The following is a 20855-nucleotide window of genomic DNA, read 5'->3' on the forward strand; positions in this document are numbered from 1 at the left end:
ATGCGAATCAAGAGAGGGCACCAGCCTAATGTTCAAAAAACTGCCCGGCGACGAGGCACAACACCTCGTCTCCACCACCCCCGACACCGCCGTGGTCTTCCGCCCGGCCGTCGTCCAGACCCCGGCGATCGTCACCCTCGTCATCTTCGCCTGGCGGCTGCTGGCCGGCGCCGTACGCCTGCTGTGGCGCCACCCGATCGCCGCGGCCGTCGTCGCCGTTCCCGGCGTGATCTGGACCCTGTACGGCTGGCAGTGGAGCGCCGCCCTCGTCACCCTGGCCCTCGTCGGCCTCACCGCCTGGGCACTGGCCGACCGTTCCTCGTTCCTACGCCGGATCGGCTGGCGGCTGCTGGCCTGGTGGCGGCTGGTGTGGATCTACCGGCGGCACTGGCAACCCGTGATGATCATTTCCGGATTGGGGCGGCACGTGCGCGGCCGCGACTACCTGCCTCACTTGGCCAAGGTCTCCTGCACCTCCTGGGCCGACCTGGTCACCGTGAAGATGCTCACCGGGCAGTCGGTCACCGACTGGGCCGACCGCATCGACCACCTGGCCCACGGGTTCGGCGCGACCTCCTGCCGGGTCACCGTCGCCCGGCCGGGCCGGCTGCTGCTGGCCTTCCCCCGCCGCGACCCACTGGCCACACCCTTACCCGCGCTGCCCATCCCGGGGGTGCCCTCGGTCGGACCGGTCGAGATCGGCAAACGCGAGGACGGCACCCCCTGGCGGCTCAAGGTCCACGGCACTCACCTCCTGGTCGCCGGCGCCACCGGGGCGGGCAAGGGGTCGATCATCTGGTCCGTCATCCGCGGGCTGCTGCCCGCCGTCCGCGCGGGCCTGGTGCAGGTGTGGGCGCTGGACCCCAAGCTGATGGAGCTGTCCTTCGGCCGGGCGCTGTTCGACCGCTACGCCGCGGATCCGGCCGCCTGCGCCGAGCTGCTGGAAGCCGCGGTGAAGGTGATGCAGGAGCGGGCGGGCCGGTTCGCCGGAGTCCAGCGCGACCACATCCCCATGGTGGAGGATCCGTTCGTCCTGGTGGTGGTCGACGAGGTGGCGTTCCTGACCGCCTACCAGTCCGACAAGGGCCTCAAGCTCCGCATCTCCGCCGCCCTGGCCACCCTGACCACGCAGGGCCGGGCGGTCGGCGTGGGCGTGCTGGCGGCGTTGCAGGACCCGCGCAAGGACGTGCTGAGCATCCGCAACCTGTTCCCCGACAAGATCGCCCTTCGGCTGGATGAGTCGGAACAGGTCGACATGGTGCTCGGCGACGGCGCTCGGGATCGCGGTGCGCTGGCCGACCTCATCTCACCCAACCCCACGCTCGGCGCGGGCATCGCCTACGCCCGGCTGGAGACCTCGCCCGAGCCGACGCGTGCCCGCGCCGGCTACGTCTGCGACGCCGACATCCGCGCCATGGTCGCCGCCTTCGCCGCCGACACCCTGCCCCTGCCCCAGACGGGAGAGGGGGCCTGATGAGGATCACCATCTGCGGCACCGCCGACGAGATCGACGCCCTGCCGTTCCGCCGGCTGCGGACCGTCGACGGCGCCGACCTCGCCGAAGTGATCGTGATCGTCGACCTCGACTCCGCCCGGCTGCGCAGGGACCCCTACGGCGACGCCTACCGGCTGTGTGCCGACGTACTCGACCCCGGCCGGAAGGAGGCCATGTGACCGACACCCCCGCCCACCCGTCCACCCCTTCCACCGCCACCCCGCCGAACGGCTCTGATCCCGTCAACGCCGCGGATCGCACGCTGCCCCGCCTGGTACGCGACACCCTGCCCCTGGCCCTGGACGTCGCCGTCGAGGTCGCCAAGCTCAACGGCGTCTGCATCCACCCCATCGAGATGCGCCGCCTGGACACCCACACCGGCACGACCGAACCGTTCGACCTCCCCTGCGGCACCACCCAAGAGGCCAAGTGCCCGCCGTGCGCCAAACGCAACCAGCAACTCCGCAGAGCCCAATGCCGCGAGGGCTGGCACCTGGAGGCCGAGCCCATCGCCGAACCCCACCCCTCCACCGCCGACCAGCGGTGGCTGATCGAGTTCCGGGCCGACGTGCAGGCCAAACGCGACGAGGCCGAACGCGCCGGCGAAGACACCGCCGACTGGGACGAGGCCATCGCGGGCATCGACGCCGAGATCAACGCCGCCGGGATGCGCGGCACCGTCCTGAGCGGTCGCACGGCTCCCAAGCGCTCCCGCTCCACCCGGCGCCGCCAGGACGCCCCGGACCTGCCCAAGCGGGCCAAGCAGGACACCACCCTCGGCCGGACCTTCATCGCCGCCGACGGCAGGGTCTACCGGCCATCGCTGTTCGTCACCCTCACCCTGCCGTCCTACGGCAAGATCCGCTCCGGTCTGGGCGTACCGGTCGACCCGGCCGCCTACGACTACGCCCGCGCCGTCCGCGACGCCCTGCACTTCTCCAAGCTGGTCGACCGGTTCGTGCAGAACCTCCGCCGAGTGGCCGGCTACGACGTGCAGTACTTCGCCACCGTCGAACCCCAGAAACGGCTCGCGCCGCATCTGCACATGGCCATCCGCGGCACCCTGCCCCGCGCGGAGATCAAGCAAATTGCCGCCGCCACCTACCACCAGGTGTGGTGGCCCCAGGTAGATCAAGTGAAGTTCGACGGCGAGCATCTGCCGGTCTGGAGCGCACGGGCCGACCTCGGCGACGGGGCCGCCTACCCGGACGGACAGTCCGGCGACTACCTCGACCCCACCACAGGGGAACTGCTGCCCACCTGGGATCAGGCGCTCGACCGGCTCGACGCCGACGACGCGGCCGAACCCCTGCACGTGCTCCGCTTCGGTGACCAGGTCGATGTCCAGGGCATCGTGGCCGGCTCGCCGGACGCTCACAAGCGCATCGGCTACCTCACCAAATACCTGACCAAGAGCCTCGGTGACCCCCTCGACCCCGACGACGACAACTCCGCCCGCCGTGACCACGCCGCCCGGATGGTCGAGGCGCTGCGCTACGAACCCTGCTCGCCGACGTGCCCCAACTGGCTGCGCTACGGCGTGCAGCCCAAGGGCGCCAAACCCGGCATGACACCGGGCCGGTGCAAGAGCAAGGCGCACAAGGCCGAACACCTCGGCTACGCCGGACGCCGCGTTCTGGTCTCCCGCAAGTGGTCGAACAAGACCCTCCGCGAACACAAGCAGGACCGCCGCGCCTGGGTCCTCGACATGCTCGGCCTGCCCGACGACACCACGACCGACCCGCACCGCTACGTCTGGCGGCCGGTCTCCACCAAGGACCCGAACCGCGCTCCGCTGGCCAAACGCCTGCTGCGTGGCGTCGCCAACCGCCACCGCACTCGAAAACGCCTTCTCGAACTTCAGGCCAGAGCGGAAGGACGACCCATCGAAGAACTTTCGGCAACTCCAGCGCTGGGGGTGGCGGCATGAAGAAGAGGGACGAGTTGATGACCGTTCCCGAGATCCTCGACGAACTGGGTGGCATCTCGGAACGCACGTTCTACCGCTGGCGTGAGATCGGCAAGTTCCCCACCGGTATCCGGCTGCCCAACGGCAAGATCCGGGTCTACCGCAGCGAGTTCGAAGCCTGGCTTGAGAGCCTCCGGGAGGTAGCGTGACCACCTCGTACAAGGTGAAGTTCTGGGGGATTCGCGCCAACACCCGATCTGAGGGGACAGGCAAGAAGCCCCGTATCGTCTCCCACACCGTTCGCTGGACCGTGGGCAACCGGGAGAGGTCCTCGACCTTCAAGACCAAGGGCTTGGCCGAGAGCTTCCTGTCGTCCCTGCGACAGGCGGCCAAGAACGGTGAGGCGTTCGACCTGGAAAGCGGTCTTCCCTCATCGATGGGCAAGGCGAAGGATGCGCGCACCTGGTACGCCTTCGCGGTGACCTACGTTCACGCCTGGTGGCCTCATGCGGCGGCCAAGACTCGCGAGGGCATGACGGACGCACTGGCCAACGTGACACCCGTTCTCATGCGTGACCTTCCCGGCCGCCCCGACGAGGAGGTCATCCGGCGGGCGTTGCGAGAGTTCTCCTTCCTCCCGGAGGATCGTCGCCCGGAACCCTCGCCGGAGATCGTTCGTGCGGTGCGGTGGCTGGAGGCGGCGTCGCTGCCCCTGAGTGCTCTTGAAGAGGCCAAGCACACGCGGGCGGCCCTGGAGGCCCTGGCGCTGCTCCTGGACGGCAAGGCGGCGGCCACCTCGACCTACCGGCGCAAGCGGGCGGTCTTCCATCACGTGCTGGAGTACGCGGTGGAGTTGGAGGAGCTTTCGGCGAATCCGCTGCACAAGGTGAAGCTCCGCAAGATCAAGTCCAACGGGGAGATCGATCGGCGCTCGGTGGTCAACCCGGCCCAGGCCCGTGAGCTGCTCACCGCGGTGACCTATGTGGGCCGGTCGCGGGGGCTGATGCTGGCGGCCATGTTCGCCTGCATGTACTTCGGCGGTCTCCGTCCGGCTGAGGCCGCTGGGCTCCGTAAGAAGGACTGTCAGCTTCCGGCGACCGGGTGGGGTCTGCTCACCCTGGAGAAGACCATGCCGCAGAGCAACAAGCGGTTCACCGACTCGGGGGAGGCCCATGACGATCGCGGCCTCAAGCACCGGCACACGAAGGAGACCCGAGAGGTTCCGATCCCGCCGGAGCTCGTGACCATCCTCTGTGAGCACATCGACAAGCACGGCGTCGGTGAGGATGGCCGGCTGTTCCGCACTCGCACGGGTGGCCTGATCTCCGGATCGGCCTACGCCAAGGTCTGGAAGGAGGCCCGGACCTACGCCTTCACTCCGGACCAGGTCGCCTTGCCTCTGGCGACCCGGCCGTACGACCTGCGGCACGCGGCGGTCTCCCTCTGGCTGAACGCCGGAGTCCATGCGCCGGAAGCGGCCGAACGGGCCGGCCACGGGGTGGATGTGATGCTCAAGGTCTACGCCAAGTGCATCGACGGCCAACGCGACGTGGCCAACCAGCGCATCCTGGACGCGCTCGCCGCATGACCTCGACACCGCACATCGACAGGACTCCGGGACCCCTCGGGGTCCTTCGTCGTTCCAGCCCCGGAATCGTTCCGCATGCCTCCGAAATCCCCGACCCCACCTGGGAAAACGCGCCCCGGAGCATTCCGCGTATGTTCCGCGAGTACTGGCACATGGCTGCGTCCGACTGCCTGCGGCTGCATGAGCCGTGCGGGCCGTACACATGCAAAAGACCAGGTCAGAGTGGAGATGACCTGGTCTTGGTTGCGCGCCCTGCAGGATTCGAACCTGCGACCGTCGGATTAGAAGTCCGATGCTCTATCCAGCTGAGCTAAGGGCGCTCCCGCCTAATTGTGCATGATCTGAGGAGTGTCCATGCATCGGATCGGCGGTCGTGTCGCGAGGATCACTTTACGGGGCCGGTGGCCGGTGCTGTCGAGGGGGTGTCTGAGGTGCCTGTCCGGGGGGCTGACCGGCGCCGCGACCGTTCTGGCGGCTCCGGCGGGCCGGTGGTGACTCTCCTGGAACCGGTGGCGATCCGCGTGGAAAAGATCGGGGGTGGCCGGGCGGGAGGGCTTTACGGGCGGGCCGGAGATGTCTTGGTGGGGGGACATGGTTATCCGAAACGGGTCTTCTCGGCTGGTGGACCGGTCTAGGCTCGTATGTCATGTTCGCCGGCACGGTCCATGAGGAGATCCCCCTGTTGGGCGGTGACGTGACCGACGGGGTGGTGCGGGTCGGTGACACCGTCCGCAGGCCCACCCGGCCTTCCACTCCATCCGTGCACGCGCTGTTGCGGCATCTGGAGGCGGCCGGGTTCGGCGGCGCGCCCCGGGTGGTGGGACTGGACGCGCAGGGGCGGGAGGTCCTGACCTTCGTCGAGGGTGACTCCGCGGTCACACCGCCGGCCGCCTACGCGGTCACCGACGAGTCGCTCGCCGCTCTGGCGGGGCTGCTGCGGCGTTTCCATGACGCTTCGGCGGGCTTCGTCCCGCCGCCGCAGGCCGTCTGGGAGGACGGCTCCAACGACGACGCGGCCCCCGAGCTGATCGGCCACTGCGACGTCAACCTCGACAACGTGATCTTCCGTGACGGGCTCCCCGCCGCGCTGATCGACTTCGACATGGCCCGGCCGACGACCCGGCTGTTCGACGTGGTGACCACCCTGCGGCACTGGGCGCCGATCGCCGACCCCCTCGATCTGGGGCCCCTCCAGCGCGATCTGGAGGTCGGTCCGCGGCTGCGGCTGTTCTGCGACGCGTACGGCCTGGCGTCGCGCGACCGCCGCCGTCTCCTCGATCTGGCCCGGCTCCGCTTCGACCGTTCCTACCACGCCATGCGCACCAAGGCTCTCACCACAGGCGGCGGCTGGTCCCGCATGTGGGACGGGGGTGCGGGGGAGCGCATCCGCCGGGCCTGCGCCTGGCTCGAGACCAACCAGGACGAGCTCCATGCCCATCTCATCTGACCGGTCCGCGTCCAGGTTCTCGTCTGAGCGACCGGGATTCAGGTTCTCGTCCGGCCGGCCCGCGTCGAGACGGGCCGAGGCGCTGGGGATGCTCGCCGGGGTCGCGCTCGACGCCGTCTTCGCCGACCCGCGGCGCGCCCACCCGGTGGCGCTGTTCGGGCGGGCCGCCGCGGCGCTGGAGAGGCGGGTGTACGGCGACGCCCGGCCCAACGGAGTCCTGTACGTGGCGCTGTGCGTCGGCCCGGCGGCGCTGCTCGGGGTGGCCGCGGCCCGCGCCGGGAACCCGGTGGCGAGGGGCGCGCTGAGCGCCGTGGCGACCTGGTCGGTGCTGGGCGGCACGACGCTGGGGCGCGAGGGGGTGGCCATGGCGGAGTTCCTGGAGGCTCACGACCTGGCCGGGGCACGCGGGAGACTGTCCCATCTGTGCGGACGCGACCCCTCGCTGCTGGAGGCGCCCGAGCTGGCCAGGGCCACCGTCGAGTCGATCGCCGAGAACACCTCCGACGCCGTGGTGGCGCCGCTGTTCTGGGGCGCGGTGGCCGGAGTCCCGGGGCTGCTGGCATATCGGGCGGTCAACACGCTGGATGCGATGGTCGGCCACCGCAGCGCCCGCTACGAGCGTTTCGGTTGGGCCGCGGCCCGGCTCGACGACGTGGCCAACTTCGTCCCCGCCCGGATCACCGGGGTGCTCGCCGTCCTCGCCGCCCCGCTGGCCGGCGGTTCGGTCCGCAGGGCGGCGGCAGTGCTGCGCAAGGACGGCCACCGTCACCCCAGTCCCAACGCGGGCCGGTGCGAGGCCGCCTTCGCCGGGGCGCTGGACGTCACCCTCGGCGGCACCAACGTCTACGGCCACCGCGTCGAGCACCGGCCCGAGATGGGCGACGGGCCCAAGCCGTCGGTCAAGGACATCCGCAGGTCCGTACGGCTGGCTCGGGCGGTGGGCTGCGCCGCCGCCGGCCTGGCCGTTCTCGCGGCGCTACGGACCTCGCGCCGGTAGTCATGTGCGGCGTGCGGACCTCGCGCCGGTAGTCACATGCAGTACTGGGGTCCTCGCGCCGGTGGTCATGCGCGGTGCTGGGGTCCTCGCGCCGGTGGTCACGCGCGGTACGGGCTCCGCGTCATGAGCGGGTGGGCGGTATGGGCTCACACGCCTGTGGCCGGATGACACGGATGGGCGTCATGGATCCTGGCGTTGACAATCCCATGACCTGAGTGGGCGGTGCGGCATGTCGCGCGTCATGCTGGTCACCATGATTGTCGATCCATTCGAGGAGCTGCCCGTGGTCCTGACCGGTCCCGGCGATCCCAGGCCCGTTCGCACCGTGACCGCGTCCGCCGCGCCGTCCGCACGATCGTGTCCGGTGGGCGCGTGAGAGGCTCCCTGCTGGTCGCCGGGACGACCTCCGACGCCGGAAAGAGCGTCGTCACCGCCGGGATCTGCCGCTGGCTGGCCCGGCAGGGCGTGAAGGTCGCACCGTACAAGGCGCAGAACATGTCACTGAACTCCTTCGTCACGGCCGACGGCGCCGAGATCGGCAGGGCGCAGGCGATGCAGGCCGCCGCGTGCGGACTGGAGCCCACCGCCGACATGAACCCGATCCTGCTCAAGCCGGGCAGCGACCGGCGCAGCCAGGTCGTGGTGATGGGCAGGCCGCTGGCCGACGTCGACGCGATGGAGTATTGGGACGTCAAGGACCGGCTCCGGCAGGTCGCGGTGGAGGCGCTGGAGCGGTTGCGCGACACCTACGACGTGGTGGTCTGCGAGGGCGCGGGCAGCCCGGCGGAGATCAACCTGCGCAGGGGCGACATCGCCAACATGGGCCTGGCCCGCGCCGCCGGTCTGCCGGTCGTCGTGGTCGGCGACATCGACCGGGGCGGGGTCTTCGCCTCGCTGTACGGGACGGTGGCCCTGCTGGAGCCCGCCGACCAGGCGCTGATCGCCGGGTTCGTGATCAACAAGTTCCGGGGGGCGCGCGAGCTCCTCGAACCCGGCCTCGACATGATCAGGGAGCTGACCGGCCGCGAGGTGTACGGCGTGCTGCCCTGGCTGGACGGCCTCTGGCTGGACGTCGAGGACTCCCTCGCCCTGGACAACCGCCCCGCGGTCGGGGCGCGCCCGCCGTACGGCGGGCAGACCCTGCGAGTCGCGGTGGTCAGGCTGCCGCGCATCTCCAACTTCACCGACGTCGACGCCCTGGCCTCCGAGCCGGGTGTGGTGGTCCGCTTCGTGACCTCCCCGGCCGAGCTGGACGACGCCGACCTGGTGGTGCTGCCGGGCTCCCGGGCGACGGTCTCCGACCTGGCCTGGCTGCGCGCCACCGGCCTGGCCGACGCCCTGCCCGGCCGGACCGTGCTGGGCATCTGCGGCGGCTACCAGATGCTCACCCGGACCATCCGCGACGACGTCGAGTCCGGGGCGGGCTCGGTCGAGGGGCTCGGGCTGCTGCCCGCGACGGTGGAGTTCGCCGCCGAGAAGACGCTGGGCCGCCCGGTCGGCGAGGCGTACGGCTGCCGCGTCGCGGCCTACGAGATCCATCACGGCATCGTGACGGCCGAGGGCGGCGATCCCTTCCTGGACGGCTGCCGGTCCGGCTCGGTCTGGGGCACCACCTGGCACGGGGCCCTGGAGAACGACGACTTCCGCCGGGCGTTCCTCACCGACGTGGCGGCCGTCTCCGGCCGTGACTTCACCCCCGCCCCCGGCGTCTCCTTCGCCGCGGCGCGTGAGGAGCGGCTGGATGCCCTCGGCGACCTGATCGAACGCCATGTGGACACCGATGCCCTGCTGCGGCTCCTGGAAGGCGGCGCCCCGCGGGGCCTGCCGCTGCTGCCTCCTGGCGGGTCTCCGCACGGCGCACCGGATTTCTCGCAGAACAGAGGCATCTCGCAGAACAGAGGCATCTCGCAGAACAGAGGCATGGAGAGTGAAAGATGACCCGGGTCGTATTGATCCTCTTCATCATGGCCGTGGTCGCCGCGGTGGTCCTCGGCGCCGCCCTGGTGTTCCGCGCGTCGCGGGCGCGCCGGCCCGGGCTCGACGACCCCAAGGAGATCCTGAAGCGCCGCTACGCGGCCGGTGAGATCGACGAGGACGAATACCTCCGCCGCATGTCCGGCCTCTCCCAGGACTGGTGAGCCGCGTGTCCGGCCTCTCCCGGGACTGGTGACAGGACCCGGGGGGAGGCGCCGTGCCGGCCGGCGGCTGATCGGCGGGGCCCAGCGCCGCTTCATCCGACAGCGCAGGTCGAGGCCAGGTCGAGCGGGTGTGGTCAGGTCTTCGCCGCCGGGGCGGGCCGGTTCTTGGCTATCCAGGCGTCGATCTCCTCCCAGTGGTCGAAGAGCCAGTGGATCCGGCTCTCGCGGTCGCGGGGGACGTCGGCGGCCCGCACCCGCCACCACCGGGCCTTGATCTCGGCGCGCATCGGGAGCCTGCGCCAGAGGTCGCCGAGGGTGACCAGGTCGTCGAGGCCGGTGTGGGCGACGAAGACCACGTCCGCCTGGGGACAGGACTCGATGGCGGTGATGGCCCCGTTGGGGTGGGGGGCCAGCAGGTGCTCCATCCGGCGGGCCCGGGCCGCCTCCTCCGCCAGCCCCTTGCGCTCCAGGTGGAGGATGGCCCGCAGGCGGCGCCTGGGGGTGAAGTTCCCGCCCTCCGGGAAGATCACCAGGGCGTCGTCGGCGTCCATGTCCGAGGCCAGGCGGCGGATCTCGGTGAGGATGCCGCTCTCGGCGGTCCTGCGGGGGACGAAGGCGTTGGGGAGGCGGTTGATCACCACGTCCAGGGACGGGTCGAGTTGGAGGATCGCCTTCATCACGATCCTCGGGCGCCTGCCGTACACGCTGAGAAGATGGTGGACCAGGAGGAAGGAGTCGCCGGGGCCCGCGTGGCGGGACAGGACGATGACCGGGCGGGTGAGCCGGCGGGAGAGCTCGTCGGCGGTCCGTGCCGGCTCGTCGACCTCGACGCTCAGGCCGAAGATCCGTACGGCGGCGCCGTACACCCGGGACAGGAACCACCGGATCAGGGCGTAGTGCCGCTCCTGCTGCTCGTCCCGGTGGAGCCTCCCGCCGAACCCGCCGGCCACCCAGAGCCCCAGGCAGGCGACCAGCGCCATCGACTCCAGGGTCAGCCACGCCGCCGCGAACCAGACCAGCCGGGTGCCGCGCCGCTGCGGGGGCGGCAGGCGCAGGGAGGCCGCGGTCACCACCAGCAGCCAGATCGGGAGCGTGACCACCGCGACCACGGTGAGCACGATGACGAGGGGCGCGAGGATCAGGCGGCGGAGGATGCGGGGAGGGAGCATGGAGACCTCCTGCCGGGACATGGCCTGAACGGCCCGGCTCAGCGCGTCGAGTGCTGGGCCAGATACTGGGACGATGCCCTGTAGGCGCGTTCTATGTATTCAGATATACGTGACGCGTCCCGATAGCGCAGCTGGGAGAGGTCCACTCCGGGGCGGGTCCCGCCGCCGGCGGGCATGACGTGGACCTCGAGGTCGGCGGGGAGGGCGGCCATCTCCTCGGCGAAGCGGTGGCGGCGGGCGATCTCGAAGGCGATCAGGCCGACCTCCCACGGGCGGCGCGGGGCGACCAGGGGCCGCTCGATCCGGCCGACGTGCAGGACGTACACGCGGCGCGCGCCGAGGGCGACGGCGCGGCCGACCGGGATGCTGTGGACCAGGCCGCCGTCGAGGAAGTGGTCGTCGCCGATGCGGACGGGGGGCAGCAGGCCGGGGACGGCGCAGGAGGCGAGGACGGCGTCGACCAGGGGGCCCTCGGTGAACCAGTGGGCGGTGGCGCGTTCGACGGAGGCGGCCACGCACTGGAACGGCACGGCGAGGTCCTCGATGCTGGAGACCGGGAGCATCTCGGCCAGCAGGCCGCGCAGCGGGCCGGGGGAGTGCAGGTGGGTGCCCGTCCTGGCGAGGGTGGACAGCCGGGTCATCCACGACCCGCCGAAGGCGGTGCGGACCACGTCGGAGCGCCACAGCCGGGTCAGAGCGGCCACCGCGTCGCCGGGGGCGGCTGCCAGCATGACGCCGTTCAGCGCTCCCACGGACGTGCCGACGATCACGTCCGGCCTGATGCCAGCCTCGTCCAGCGCCTGCAGCATGCCCACCTCGTGGGCGCCGAGCACGCCTCCGCCGCCGAGCACGAAGGCCGTGTCCACATTCATGGCCTCACGATAGACCCGGAGTCGCGGCCTCACGACAGACCTGGCCCGCGTGCCCGTGCCCGCCTGCCGTGCCGGGCGGACATTGCCCCGGGCGGGCGTCGCCCCGGGCGCCGTGCCGGTGATGCCGTACCGGCCTAGCTGGGGAGGTGTTCGGGGAGGGCGAACCGCTGGGCGAACGTGGACATCTCGTCGCGCTGCCGGTCCGGCTCGGTGGCGGTGGGGGTCACGACGATGCGGGTCACGCCCTGTGCGGCGAGTGCCTCGACCTGTTCGGCGGTCATGTCGATCGATCCCCACCGGGTGTACTCCAGTGCCTCCGGGCTGCGGCCGGCCTCGGCGGCGGTCGACCGGGCGAGGTCCAGCTGGGTGGCGCGCTCCTCCGGATCGAGCGCGCCACCCGGGAAGTATCCGTCGCCGCGGAGCCCGGCCCGGCGCGCGGCCGCCCGGCTCGATCCGCCGATGTGGATCGGCAGGTGTGTGACCCCATAAGGCTTGGGGAAGCTGCACAGGTCGTCGAAGGAGAAGAACTCCCCGGCGAAGCTGACGCCGTCCTCGCCGCCGGCCCAGAGCAGCCGCATCACGTCGATCGCCTCGTCGGCACGGCGGCCGCGGGTGCTGAAGTCGACCCCCACCGCCCGGGCCTCGCCCGGCAGGGTGCCGAGCCCCACGGTCAGCAGCCGCATCCGCCCCCTGGACAGCACGTCGATGGTCGCCAGGCGTTTGGCGAGGACCACCGGGTGGTGGTACGGCAGCAGCAGCACACCCGTTCCGAGCAGGATCCGTCGGGTGGCCGCGGCGACGAAGCTCAGGCAGTCGAGCGGATCGACGTAGGGCAGCGACGGCGGGAGCTCGAAGGGCCCGGCCATCGCTCCGGGATACAGCACGATGTGCTCAGGCAGATACAGCGACTCGAAACCGCAGTCCTCGGCGTGCCGGGCACAGGCGACGATCCTGTCAGGGTCAGCGCCGTAGTAGGCGGTGTTGTAGCTGATCGCGAACTTCATCGTCATTCCTCTGGTCGGCCGGTGCGATGACTTGTGTGGCCGTCGGCCGGGCTCCGGCCTCCTCACCCGCCCGTCGCAGTCACGTTAGAACCCTGTCGCCGGTGTCAAGGCAACACGTGTCCGGTCACGACTGCGGGGAGCGGCCGATCCGGCCGCGCCGCGACCCGGCCACCGGCTCAGCGGCGGGACGGCCCGGCCTGACGCCGTCACGTCGGTGAGGCCGTCAAGTCTCGATCTTTCATGGGCTTTCCGGCAGATTGCATGGCATCATCCCCGCCATCCCGGAGGCATCCATGGCCCGTAAGGCCGCAGAGCACGCGATCGTCCTGGGAGCGGGGGTCAGCGGGCTGCTCGCCGCGCGGGTGCTGGCCGACCGCTACGACCGGGTGACCCTCGTCGAACGCGACGCGCTGGGGGAGGACACCCCCCGCAGAGGCGTGCCCCAGGGGTTCCACGCGCACGCCCTGCTCCCGCGCGGCCTGCGGATCCTGGAGGAGCTGTTCCCCGGCTTGACCGGGGAACTGGTCGCCGGGGGCGCTGTGCCGTACGAGATGATCGTGCAGCTCCGGATGATCATGGGAGGCCACGAGTTCGCGCGGATGCCGACCGGTGAGAAGGGAGTGTCGGCGACCCGTCCCTTCCTGGAGAGTCACATCCTGCGGAGGGTACGGCGGCTGCCGAACCTGGTGACGGCGGACCGCAGCCAGGTCACCGGGATCATGGCCGAGGGGGACAGGGTCACCGGCGCGCGGATCGCCGGGGACGGCGGCGAGCGGGAGCTGCCCGCCGATCTCGTCGTCGACGCGATGGGCCGGGGCGGGCGGACGCTCGCCTGGCTGGAGTCCATGGGGTACGAGCGGCCGGAGGAGGAGACCGTCAAGGTCGAGGTCGCCTACGCGACGTGGTACCTCAGACTCGCCGCAGGGGCGCTGGGCGAGGACCGCATGATCCTCGTGGGCACCTACCGGGGGCAGCCCAAGGGCGCCGCGCTCTGCGCGGTGGAGGGCGACCGCTGGCTGGTGACGCTGGGCGGCAGCGCTGGGATGCGCCCGCCGACCGACCCCGAGGGGTTCTTCGCCTGGCTCGACGAGGTGGCCCCCGCCGACGTGGCCGCCGCGGTGCGCGCGGCCGAACCTCTCGGCGAGATCGGCTCGGCCCGGATCCCCACCAGCGTGCGGCGCCGCTACGAGCGGCTGGGCCGCTTCCCCGAAGGGCTGCTCGTCACCGGGGACGCGATCTGCAACTTCAACCCGATCTACGGCCAGGGCATGTCGATCGGCGCCCTGGACGCGCTCGCGATGCGCGAGTGCCTGCGCGGGGGCGCCGACGGCCTCGCCCGCCGTTACTTCGCCGCCGTCGCCAGGGCCCTCGATCCCGCCTGGCAGCTGTCCACCGGCGCCGACCTCGCCCTGCGGGAGGCCGAGGCGGAACGGACCCTGCGGGTCCGCCTGCTCAACGCCTACATCGGCAGGCTGCAGCGGGTCGCCGCGCGGGACCCGCGGGTCGCGGTCGCCTTCAGCCGGGTGAGCGGTCTGCTGGACCCGCCCTCGGCGCTCATGCGGCCCGCCGTGGTGTGGCGGGCCGTACGGGGCTGAGCCGGGGCCGGGCGGCGGGCCGGGAGGTTCACCCGGGCCGGGCGGGCCGCGCGGAGGGCTCGCCCGGGCCGTACTGTGCGGATATCCGCGTATCTCCCCCGCCTTCGCGCAGCCCGCTCATCCCAGGGCTGGAGCGCCCCCGCCGGAGGCAAGATCTTGGGCTCTGTCACCGAGCTTTATCCGGGGGAAGACCCGTCGGGCGTCAAGCGCCAGTACCCGTAAGGATTGAAGAAGAAACTGTCCTCCTCATAGCCCTGGCAAGGGTGCCTGTGCATGATCCAGCGCTGCGCATCGGGTGCGAGCCGGAACCCCTCCCCGTCGGTGATCTCCAGTGCCCGCGACTCGACCAGCAGGTAGAACGCCACCTCGTCAATCAGTTGCACGCCGCCCTCCAGGAGTTCCCCGGGCAGGTGCCGCGAGACCGGCTGGACCAGGTCGACCTCCACATCCGGCGCACCCAGCAGATGCATGCCGCAACTTCTCATCAGGCTCCCATCGCTGATCGGCCGCTTGACCCAGGCACGGAACAGCGTGATGGCCGACTCCGCCCAATTCGGCGCGCCGGACACCTTGTCGGCCAGGGCGAGCCACCGGTCCCGGCCGTGCGTCAGGCCGCTGCTCTCGTTCTTCACGGCGGTGGCGCCCGAACGCAACAGCGCGGCCGTCACCTCCAGCATCCGCCGTGAGACGTCGAACGTCCGCGTCCACAACTCCTCGGAGATCGCGTCGTCGGCGGGTGTGGCGTACCGGGGGTCGAAAGAGCGGTGCTGCTGCATCGGCGGCGACAGCACGTACACCACTGAGTCGTGCCCCTTCACCGCCTCCCAGTCCGATTCGGTGAAGGAGACGTCCGCCATGCAAGCCTCGAACGAACTCGGCATCCGTGGGTCGAAGGCCCGCCGGTGCCCCTCACGGTCGACGGTGAAGCCGATCCCCGCGACGTCGCCGACGACTTCTCGTACCGTCTCCACGTCCAGGTCCGAGCCGAGCACGCACAGTACGTGGCGCGGTTTTACCGCGCCTTTCTGCCGGAACACGTTCTTGTCGCCTTTCTGGGTATCGAAATCTTCTTCCCGAAGGGCACCGTCCTGGCGGACGCCACCTGCCGGCTCAGCCCGAGGCGGCGGAACACGCACCCCGCGGTACGGATCTGTCATCGCGGGTCAGAAACGCGCGATGCGGGAAAGGCCCGTCAGCGACTCGGGCAGAGCGGTCAGCCGGTTGTGGCTCAGGTCCAGTTCGACGACATGGGTGAGGCCGTCGTTCACCGGCTCGGGCAACACGTCGATGTGCTGCCAGGGCATGCCGAGTACGGTCGATCCGTCACTCAGGCACCTGCTGATCCCGTCTCCGACGACTTCCTCGTCGTAGCCGATCCCGCCCAAGATGCTTCCCTCGATGTCGCGCGCGTGCCCGGATCCGCTCCCGCCGTACCGCCTCGGACCCGAGGAACAACAGAGGAACGAGGAACAGAGGAACAAGGGCGAGGCTAGGGGTCGCCACTGGTGAACGACTTGTCGATCACGGGGAGGCCGTGGACCGGTGAGACTCTCAGGCCGCCGAACTTCACGAGTCAAAGATCAGCCAGCTCTCTCCCTGCGCCGATGACGTGGAGGCGGCCTCCTGGCTCCGCCGGCTGTCGCCGTTCCACCTCAGCCCGCTGCCGGCTGATCACGTGCCGCGCCGATCTGGGCGTACCGGGTGTCCCGGTCATGCCGGCTGAAGGACGGGCCGGTCGGACGCCGCCTCGGCGGCGGCCACCGAGCGGGTGGAGACGGCGCGTGAGACGAGGACGACCGCGACGACGCACAGCGCGGCGGCGGTGCAGAAGACCATGGGCAGCCCGGCGTAGGTGCCGAGGACCCCGCCGGCCGCCGCGCCGAGGGGCGAGGCCCCCATGCCGATCAGGCGGTAGCCCGAGTTGACCCGGCCGAGCAAGTTCTCGGGGATGAGCCGCTGCCGCAGCGACACCAGGATGACATTGGAGGCGGCGTTGGTCGCTCCGAGGAACACGGCGGTGACGCCGATCGCCACCGGGGTGGGGAGCAGGACGGGCACCAGCAGCAGGAAGCCGTTGGCGAGGTTGGCGGTGAGCATCGTCCTGACCTGGCCGACGCGGCGGGCCACCCACCCGGCCAGCAGGGAGCCCGTCACCGCCCCGGCGGCCAGCGCCGCGGTGAGGACGCCGTAGTCGCCGGCGGGCAGGCCAACCCGTGACTCCTCGCCGACGACCCACAGCACGAAGACCGCGAAGTAGGCGGCGTTGGCGAAGTTGAGCACGCCGGCGAAGGCGGCGAGCGCGCGCAGGATGCGGTGGTCGCGCAGGTAGCGCAGCCCGTCGGCGATGTCGGCGCGCAGGGCGCGCTTCGACGGGGTCTCGACCCGGAACCGCCCGCGCATGCCGGTCAGGGCCAGTCCCGCCACGGCGTAGAGCAGGGCGGGCACCCCGAGCACCGCGGCGGCGCCGGATCCGATCAGGAGCCCGGCCAGCGGGCCGCCGAGGAAGTTGTTGCCGACCGTCTGCGCGGCGATGAGCTGCCCGTTGGCGCTGCCGAGGCGGTCGCGCGGGACGGTCATCGGCAGCACGGACTGCGCGGAGGTGTCGGAGAAGACCTCGGCGACGCCGATCAGGAGCGCTCCGGCGAGCAGCACCGGCAGGCTGAACGCCCCCAGCCAGGCGGTCACGGCCAGGGCCGCGAGCACGCCGGCCCGGGCCCAGCTCGCGGTGACCATGATCCGGCGCCGGTCGTGCCGGTCGACGATCGCACCCGCGTGCAGTGCGAGCAGCAGCCAGGGCAGCGTCGCCGCCGCGCTGACCAGGGACACCAGGAACGGCGATCTGGTCAGGGTCACCGCGATCAGGGAGACGCCGACGACCGCGACGCCGTCGCCGATGTTCGACAGGCCTGATGCGGCCCACAACCAGCGGAACGATCGCCCAGTCATCCGAGCCTCCGGTATCGTGTAAAGAAAAGTGTGCAAACAATCCTTTGCAAAGGTAGGGCTGCACGTGATGGATGACAAGACCCACGGCCTTGACGCTTCGGCGCTCAAGGGGCTTGCCCACCCCTCCCGCCTCCGCCTGCTGGATCTGCTGGACCGTCACGGCCCGGCGACGGCGACCCAGCTCGCCGCCCTGACCGGGGAGAACACCGGGGCCACGAGTTACCACCTGCGCCGCCTGGAGCGGCACGGGCTCATCGAGGACATACCGGAGCGCGGTAAGGGCAAGGAGCGCTGGTGGCGCACCCGTAGCTTCGCCTTCGACGGTGACCGCCTCCGCCATGACCCCGATACGGCGGAGGCCGCCGAGTTCCTCCTCGCGGAGATGGTCCGCCAGCGGCGTGCCGAGCTCGCCAACTGGCTGGAGGAGTCACGGACCACCCCGCGGCCGTGGATCGAGGCGGGGGTCAACTCCCGCGTGGCGGTGCGCCTGACCAGGGAGGAGCTCGCCGACCTCGTGCGTGACGTCACCCAGGTCCTCGACGCCTACCACGACAGGGCCCGGGAAAGGGGCGAGGGGGTCCCGGACACCGCACGCGTCATCGTCCACTTCGACGCCTTCCCCGTCGGGCTCGGGGAGCGGGACCGGCCGGAACGGGACCGGCCGGAATGAGAGCGGCCGCCGCCGTGCGGGCGGCGGCCGGGGCCGGCGGAGTGGATCAGGGCGGATCAGCGGGGCGGCTCAGGGGGCGGCTCAGGGTGGATCAGGGGGGCGGATCAGGGGGGATCAGCGAGGTGGATCAGGGGATGAGCAGGATCTTGCCCGTGGTCCGGCGCGCCTCCAGGTCCTCGTGGGCGCGGGCGGCCTCGGCGAGGGGATAGCGGCGGGAGATGTGCACCTGGAGCTGTCCTGAGGCCACCCAGCCGAAGAGGTCGGTGGCCCGCCGGACCAGCTCGTCGCGGGTGGCGACGTAGTGGGTGAGGGTGGGGCGGGTCAGGAAGAGGGAGCCGTGCGTGTTGAGGGTCTGCGGGTCGACGGGCGGGACCGGGCCGCTGGCCTGGCCGTACAGGGCCATCATGCCGCGTGGGCGCAGTGAGGCGATGCTCCCGTCGAAGGTGGCCGCGCCCACGCCGTCGTAGACCACGTGCACGCCGGAGCCGGTCAGCTCGCGGACCGCCTCGGAGAAGCCTTCGTAGCGGAGCACCTCGTCGGCGCCCGCCTGGCGGGCCAGCTTCTCCTTCTCCTCGGTGGAGACCGTGCCGATCACCCGGGCGCCGCGCAGCTTGGCGATCTGGGTGAGCAGCAGGCCCATGCCGCCGGCCGCGGCGTGCACCAGCACGTCGTCGCCCGGCTTCACCTCGTAGGTGGAGTGGGTCAGGTAGTGCGCGGTCATCCCCTGGAGCATGACGGCCGCCGCGACGTCGGCTGGGACGCCGTCGGGCACGGAGAGCAGGCGGGAGGCGGGCACCACGGCGCGCTCCGCATAGCTGCCCATCACGTTCGCCCACGCCACGGTGTCGCCGGGGGAGAAGTCCCGCACGTCCTCGCCGACCGCCACGACGGTGCCCGCGCCCTCGTTGCCGGGGACGAAGGGCAGGGACAGCGGGTAGCGGCCCATCCGGTGGTAGACGTCGATGAAGTTCACCCCGCTGGCCGCGACGTCGATCAGCACGTCACCGGGGTTCACCTGGGGGTCCGGATGGTCGGTGCAGGTGAGGACCTCGGGGCCGCCGGTGGCGGAGACGACTATGGCGCGCATGGTGCCGGACTCCTTCGCTCAGTCGAGTTCGCTCAGTCGAGTGCTTCGATCCTCCCCAACCCCACGGTGATCACTCGTTGTTCCCGGTCAGGGCTTGCCGGCGGCCGCCTCGTCCTTGGCGCCGTGCATGGTGAAGTTGTCGAAGGAGGTCAGGAGCTTGGCCTTGCCGTCCTCGCCGACCCGGGCGATGAAGCCGACCTCGCCGGAGGGCAGCGGGTTGGAGTCCACGAACGACTGGACCCGGTCGCCGTCGACCCACATGGCCAACTGCACGCCGTCCGGGGTGTCCGAGCACTCGGCCTGGAGATGGACGGGCCCGTCCTTGGGCAGCGTGACCTGGACGGGCTTGGTGAGCTCCCCTCCGGCGCTCTTGACGCTCTTGCGGATGCGGGCGTTGCCCGCGGTGTCGAGCAGGAACTCGTAGCGGGTCGCCTCGTAGGTGTCCTCGCCCCGGCAGAACAGGCCGTACTCGCCCAGGCCGGTGCTGCCGTCGCGGATCCCGACGTCGACGCCGAGCAGCAGGCGGGCGGGGAGCAGCGGTGTGGGGCTGGCCGAGGGGTCGGGGGTGGCCGGGGGCGCGGTCGCGAAGGGCACCGGCGCCTTCTCCCGCAGCACGGAGTCGTCGCCGTCCACGTCGATGGCGTAGTAGCCCTCGGGGGCGTAGCCGCTGTTGTCGCTGCCGTCGTAGGTGCCGCCGCTCCAGCCGCTCCCGGTCTGGGTGAAGTCGTTCTGGTAGAGCAGGTCGAGGTTGGCGGGCGGCCCGCCGGCGGCGAGCGAGAGATAGAGGGCGGAGCCGCCGCCCACCGCGACCAGGGCCGCCACCGCCGCCCCGACGATCAGCTTCTTCCGCCCGGTGGAGCGCCCGGCGGGCACGGCCGTGACGGTGTGGCCGGGGCCGGTGTGGCCAGGGCCGGCGCCGCCGGGGCCGGTGTGCTGCCCCGGCGGCACGGCTCCCGGCCACTGGGCGGTCCCCTGGAGCGTGGGCTGGCTCTGGTGGAGGGTGGGCGGGTTCTGCTGCCAGGTCGGCTGGATCTGGTGGACCGCGGGCGGGCTCTGCTGCCAGACGGTCTGGACCGATCGGACGGTCTGCTCGGGCGCGGCCGAGCGGCCGACGAGGTGGTCGAGGACCTGCTGGGAGGTGGGCCGGTTACGGGGGTCCTTGGCGATCGCGTAGGTCACCAGCTCGCGCAGCGCGGGGTCCATGCCCTCCAGGGAGGGCTCGGTGTTGAGCACCTGATAGACCACCGCGGCCACCGCCTCCCCGCCGAACGGCGCCTGGCCGCTGGCGGCGAAGGCCATCAGGCAGCCCCAGGAGAACACGTCGCACGCGGGGGAGACCGGTTCGCCGCGCAGCACCTCGGGCGCCATGTAGCGGGGCGTGCCGACGATCTCGCCGGTGCCGGTGATGCCGCTGAGGGTGTCCAGGGCGCGGGCGATGCCGAAGTCGATCACCCGGGGACCGACCGGGGAGAGCAGGACGTTGGACGGCTTGAGGTCGCGGTGCACGACCCCGGCACCGTGGATGGCGGTGAGGGCGGTCGCCACGCCGACCGCGAGCGCGTCGAGGCTGGAGCCGCGGAGCGGCCCCCCCGACTGCACGGCGTCCTCCAGGTTCGGGCCGGCCACGTATTCGGTGACGACGTAGAGCTGGTCGCCGTCGAGCGCGGCCTCGATCACCGCGGCGGTGCAGAAGCGGCGGACCCGCTGGGCCGCGTCGGCCTCACGGCGGAACCGCATCCTGAACTGCTCGTGCTGGCTGTACTCCGAGTTGATCACCTTGATGGCGACCTGCTGCCCCTCGGGGGACTCACCGAGGTAGACCGTGCCCATACCGCCTCGGCCGAGCCGGCTGAGCACGCGGTATCGACCGATCTGTAGGGGATCGCCCGGAGTGAGGTTGTTCACCGTCATACCTAACCGCATTTACCGTCAATGAAG

At 71.3% G+C, this 20855-nt stretch carries 19 protein-coding genes and 1 tRNA gene; 11 read left to right on the forward strand and 9 right to left on the reverse strand.

Going from position 1 to position 20855, the window contains the following annotated elements:
• Positions 1-28 precede the first annotated feature (28 nt).
• The 5 genes from J2S55_RS26380 to J2S55_RS26400 are packed head-to-tail and all read left to right on the forward strand — an operon-like array spanning position 29 to position 4992.
• The gene (locus J2S55_RS26380; RefSeq protein ID WP_306866115.1) at positions 29-1474 is read left to right on the forward strand and encodes an FtsK/SpoIIIE domain-containing protein; all 1446 of its coding nucleotides are present in this window, start codon (positions 29-31) and stop codon (positions 1472-1474) included.
• A complete protein-coding gene (locus J2S55_RS26385) occupies positions 1474-1674 on the forward strand; it encodes a hypothetical protein (protein ID WP_306866118.1) in 201 nt (66 codons plus the stop codon). Before J2S55_RS26380 ends, J2S55_RS26385 begins: the two co-directional genes overlap by 1 nt.
• Positions 1671-3425, forward strand: coding sequence for a replication initiator (locus J2S55_RS26390; protein WP_370879700.1), 1755 nt, complete (start codon positions 1671-1673; stop codon positions 3423-3425). The genes J2S55_RS26385 and J2S55_RS26390 overlap by 4 nt, the downstream gene beginning before the upstream one ends.
• Positions 3422-3613 (forward strand): helix-turn-helix transcriptional regulator, encoded by a 192-nt coding sequence (locus J2S55_RS26395; protein ID WP_306866119.1) that lies wholly within the window; start codon positions 3422-3424, stop codon positions 3611-3613. The genes J2S55_RS26390 and J2S55_RS26395 overlap by 4 nt, the downstream gene beginning before the upstream one ends.
• Positions 3610-4992: a tyrosine-type recombinase/integrase gene (locus tag J2S55_RS26400; RefSeq protein ID WP_306866121.1), complete on the forward strand. Its 1383-nt coding sequence runs from the start codon at positions 3610-3612 to the stop codon at positions 4990-4992. Before J2S55_RS26395 ends, J2S55_RS26400 begins: the two co-directional genes overlap by 4 nt.
• Before the next feature lie 246 nt (positions 4993-5238).
• On the opposite strand, the gene J2S55_RS26405 is transcribed toward J2S55_RS26400, so the two are convergent.
• Positions 5239-5312 (reverse strand) — tRNA-Arg (locus J2S55_RS26405).
• Positions 5313-5638: 326 nt separating this feature from the next.
• Here J2S55_RS26405 and J2S55_RS26410 point away from each other — a divergent pair.
• The 4 genes from J2S55_RS26410 (at position 5639) to J2S55_RS26425 (ending at position 9574) form a co-directional block, all read left to right on the forward strand.
• Entirely contained in the window at positions 5639-6439 is an 801-nt protein-coding gene (locus tag J2S55_RS26410; protein WP_306866123.1) for a phosphotransferase enzyme family protein, read from the forward strand.
• Complete coding sequence (locus J2S55_RS26415; RefSeq protein ID WP_370879701.1) at positions 6423-7436, forward strand: cobalamin biosynthesis protein; 1014 nt, start codon at positions 6423-6425, stop codon at positions 7434-7436. Before J2S55_RS26410 ends, J2S55_RS26415 begins: the two co-directional genes overlap by 17 nt.
• 372 nt (positions 7437-7808) lie before the next feature.
• Entirely contained in the window at positions 7809-9374 is a 1566-nt protein-coding gene (locus tag J2S55_RS26420; protein ID WP_306866125.1) for a cobyric acid synthase, read from the forward strand.
• Complete coding sequence (locus J2S55_RS26425) at positions 9371-9574, forward strand: SHOCT domain-containing protein (protein WP_306866126.1); 204 nt, start codon at positions 9371-9373, stop codon at positions 9572-9574. The genes J2S55_RS26420 and J2S55_RS26425 overlap by 4 nt, the downstream gene beginning before the upstream one ends.
• Positions 9575-9708: 134 nt before the next feature.
• Here J2S55_RS26425 and J2S55_RS26430 read toward each other — a convergent pair whose 3' ends face one another.
• The 3 genes from J2S55_RS26430 to J2S55_RS26440 all read right to left on the reverse strand — a co-directional run bounded on the left by J2S55_RS26430 (position 9709) and on the right by J2S55_RS26440 (position 12619).
• A complete protein-coding gene (locus J2S55_RS26430; RefSeq protein WP_306866128.1) occupies positions 9709-10743 on the reverse strand; it encodes a 1-acyl-sn-glycerol-3-phosphate acyltransferase in 1035 nt (344 codons plus the stop codon).
• A 38-nt stretch (positions 10744-10781) separates the two neighbouring features.
• Positions 10782-11615: a patatin-like phospholipase family protein gene (locus J2S55_RS26435; protein ID WP_306866131.1), complete on the reverse strand. Its 834-nt coding sequence runs from the start codon at positions 11613-11615 to the stop codon at positions 10782-10784.
• A gap of 134 nt (positions 11616-11749) precedes the next feature.
• Complete coding sequence (locus tag J2S55_RS26440) at positions 11750-12619, reverse strand: TIGR03619 family F420-dependent LLM class oxidoreductase (RefSeq protein ID WP_306866133.1); 870 nt, start codon at positions 12617-12619, stop codon at positions 11750-11752.
• A 293-nt stretch (positions 12620-12912) separates the two neighbouring features.
• Between J2S55_RS26440 and J2S55_RS26445 the strand changes: the two genes are divergently transcribed.
• Positions 12913-14214, forward strand: a complete 1302-nt coding sequence (locus J2S55_RS26445) for an FAD-dependent oxidoreductase (RefSeq protein ID WP_306866136.1) — start codon at positions 12913-12915, stop codon at positions 14212-14214.
• A gap of 176 nt (positions 14215-14390) precedes the next feature.
• Here J2S55_RS26445 and J2S55_RS26450 read toward each other — a convergent pair whose 3' ends face one another.
• From J2S55_RS26450 to J2S55_RS26460, 3 genes are all read right to left on the reverse strand, one after another.
• The gene (locus J2S55_RS26450; RefSeq protein WP_306866138.1) at positions 14391-15371 is read right to left on the reverse strand and encodes a hypothetical protein; all 981 of its coding nucleotides are present in this window, start codon (positions 15369-15371) and stop codon (positions 14391-14393) included.
• Between the two features lie 6 nt (positions 15372-15377).
• The gene (locus J2S55_RS26455; RefSeq protein WP_306866140.1) at positions 15378-15599 is read right to left on the reverse strand and encodes a leucine-rich repeat domain-containing protein; all 222 of its coding nucleotides are present in this window, start codon (positions 15597-15599) and stop codon (positions 15378-15380) included.
• Between the two features lie 325 nt (positions 15600-15924).
• Positions 15925-17160, reverse strand: a complete 1236-nt coding sequence (locus J2S55_RS26460) for an MFS transporter (RefSeq protein WP_306866143.1) — start codon at positions 17158-17160, stop codon at positions 15925-15927.
• A gap of 67 nt (positions 17161-17227) precedes the next feature.
• On the opposite strand from J2S55_RS26460, the gene J2S55_RS26465 reads away from it, so the two are divergent.
• Entirely contained in the window at positions 17228-17830 is a 603-nt protein-coding gene (locus J2S55_RS26465; RefSeq protein WP_306866146.1) for a helix-turn-helix domain-containing protein, read from the forward strand.
• A 127-nt stretch (positions 17831-17957) separates the two neighbouring features.
• Here J2S55_RS26465 and J2S55_RS26470 read toward each other — a convergent pair whose 3' ends face one another.
• Both J2S55_RS26470 and J2S55_RS26475 read right to left on the reverse strand, forming a co-directional pair.
• Entirely contained in the window at positions 17958-18917 is a 960-nt protein-coding gene (locus J2S55_RS26470) for a quinone oxidoreductase family protein (protein ID WP_306866148.1), read from the reverse strand.
• Between the two features lie 87 nt (positions 18918-19004).
• Positions 19005-20840, reverse strand: a complete 1836-nt coding sequence (locus J2S55_RS26475; protein ID WP_306866151.1) for a serine/threonine-protein kinase — start codon at positions 20838-20840, stop codon at positions 19005-19007.
• Positions 20841-20855 lie beyond the last annotated feature (15 nt).

Origin of the sequence: Streptosporangium brasiliense (assembly GCF_030811595.1) — a bacterium.
GTDB classification, from domain to species: Bacteria; Actinomycetota; Actinomycetes; order Streptosporangiales; family Streptosporangiaceae; genus Streptosporangium; species Streptosporangium brasiliense.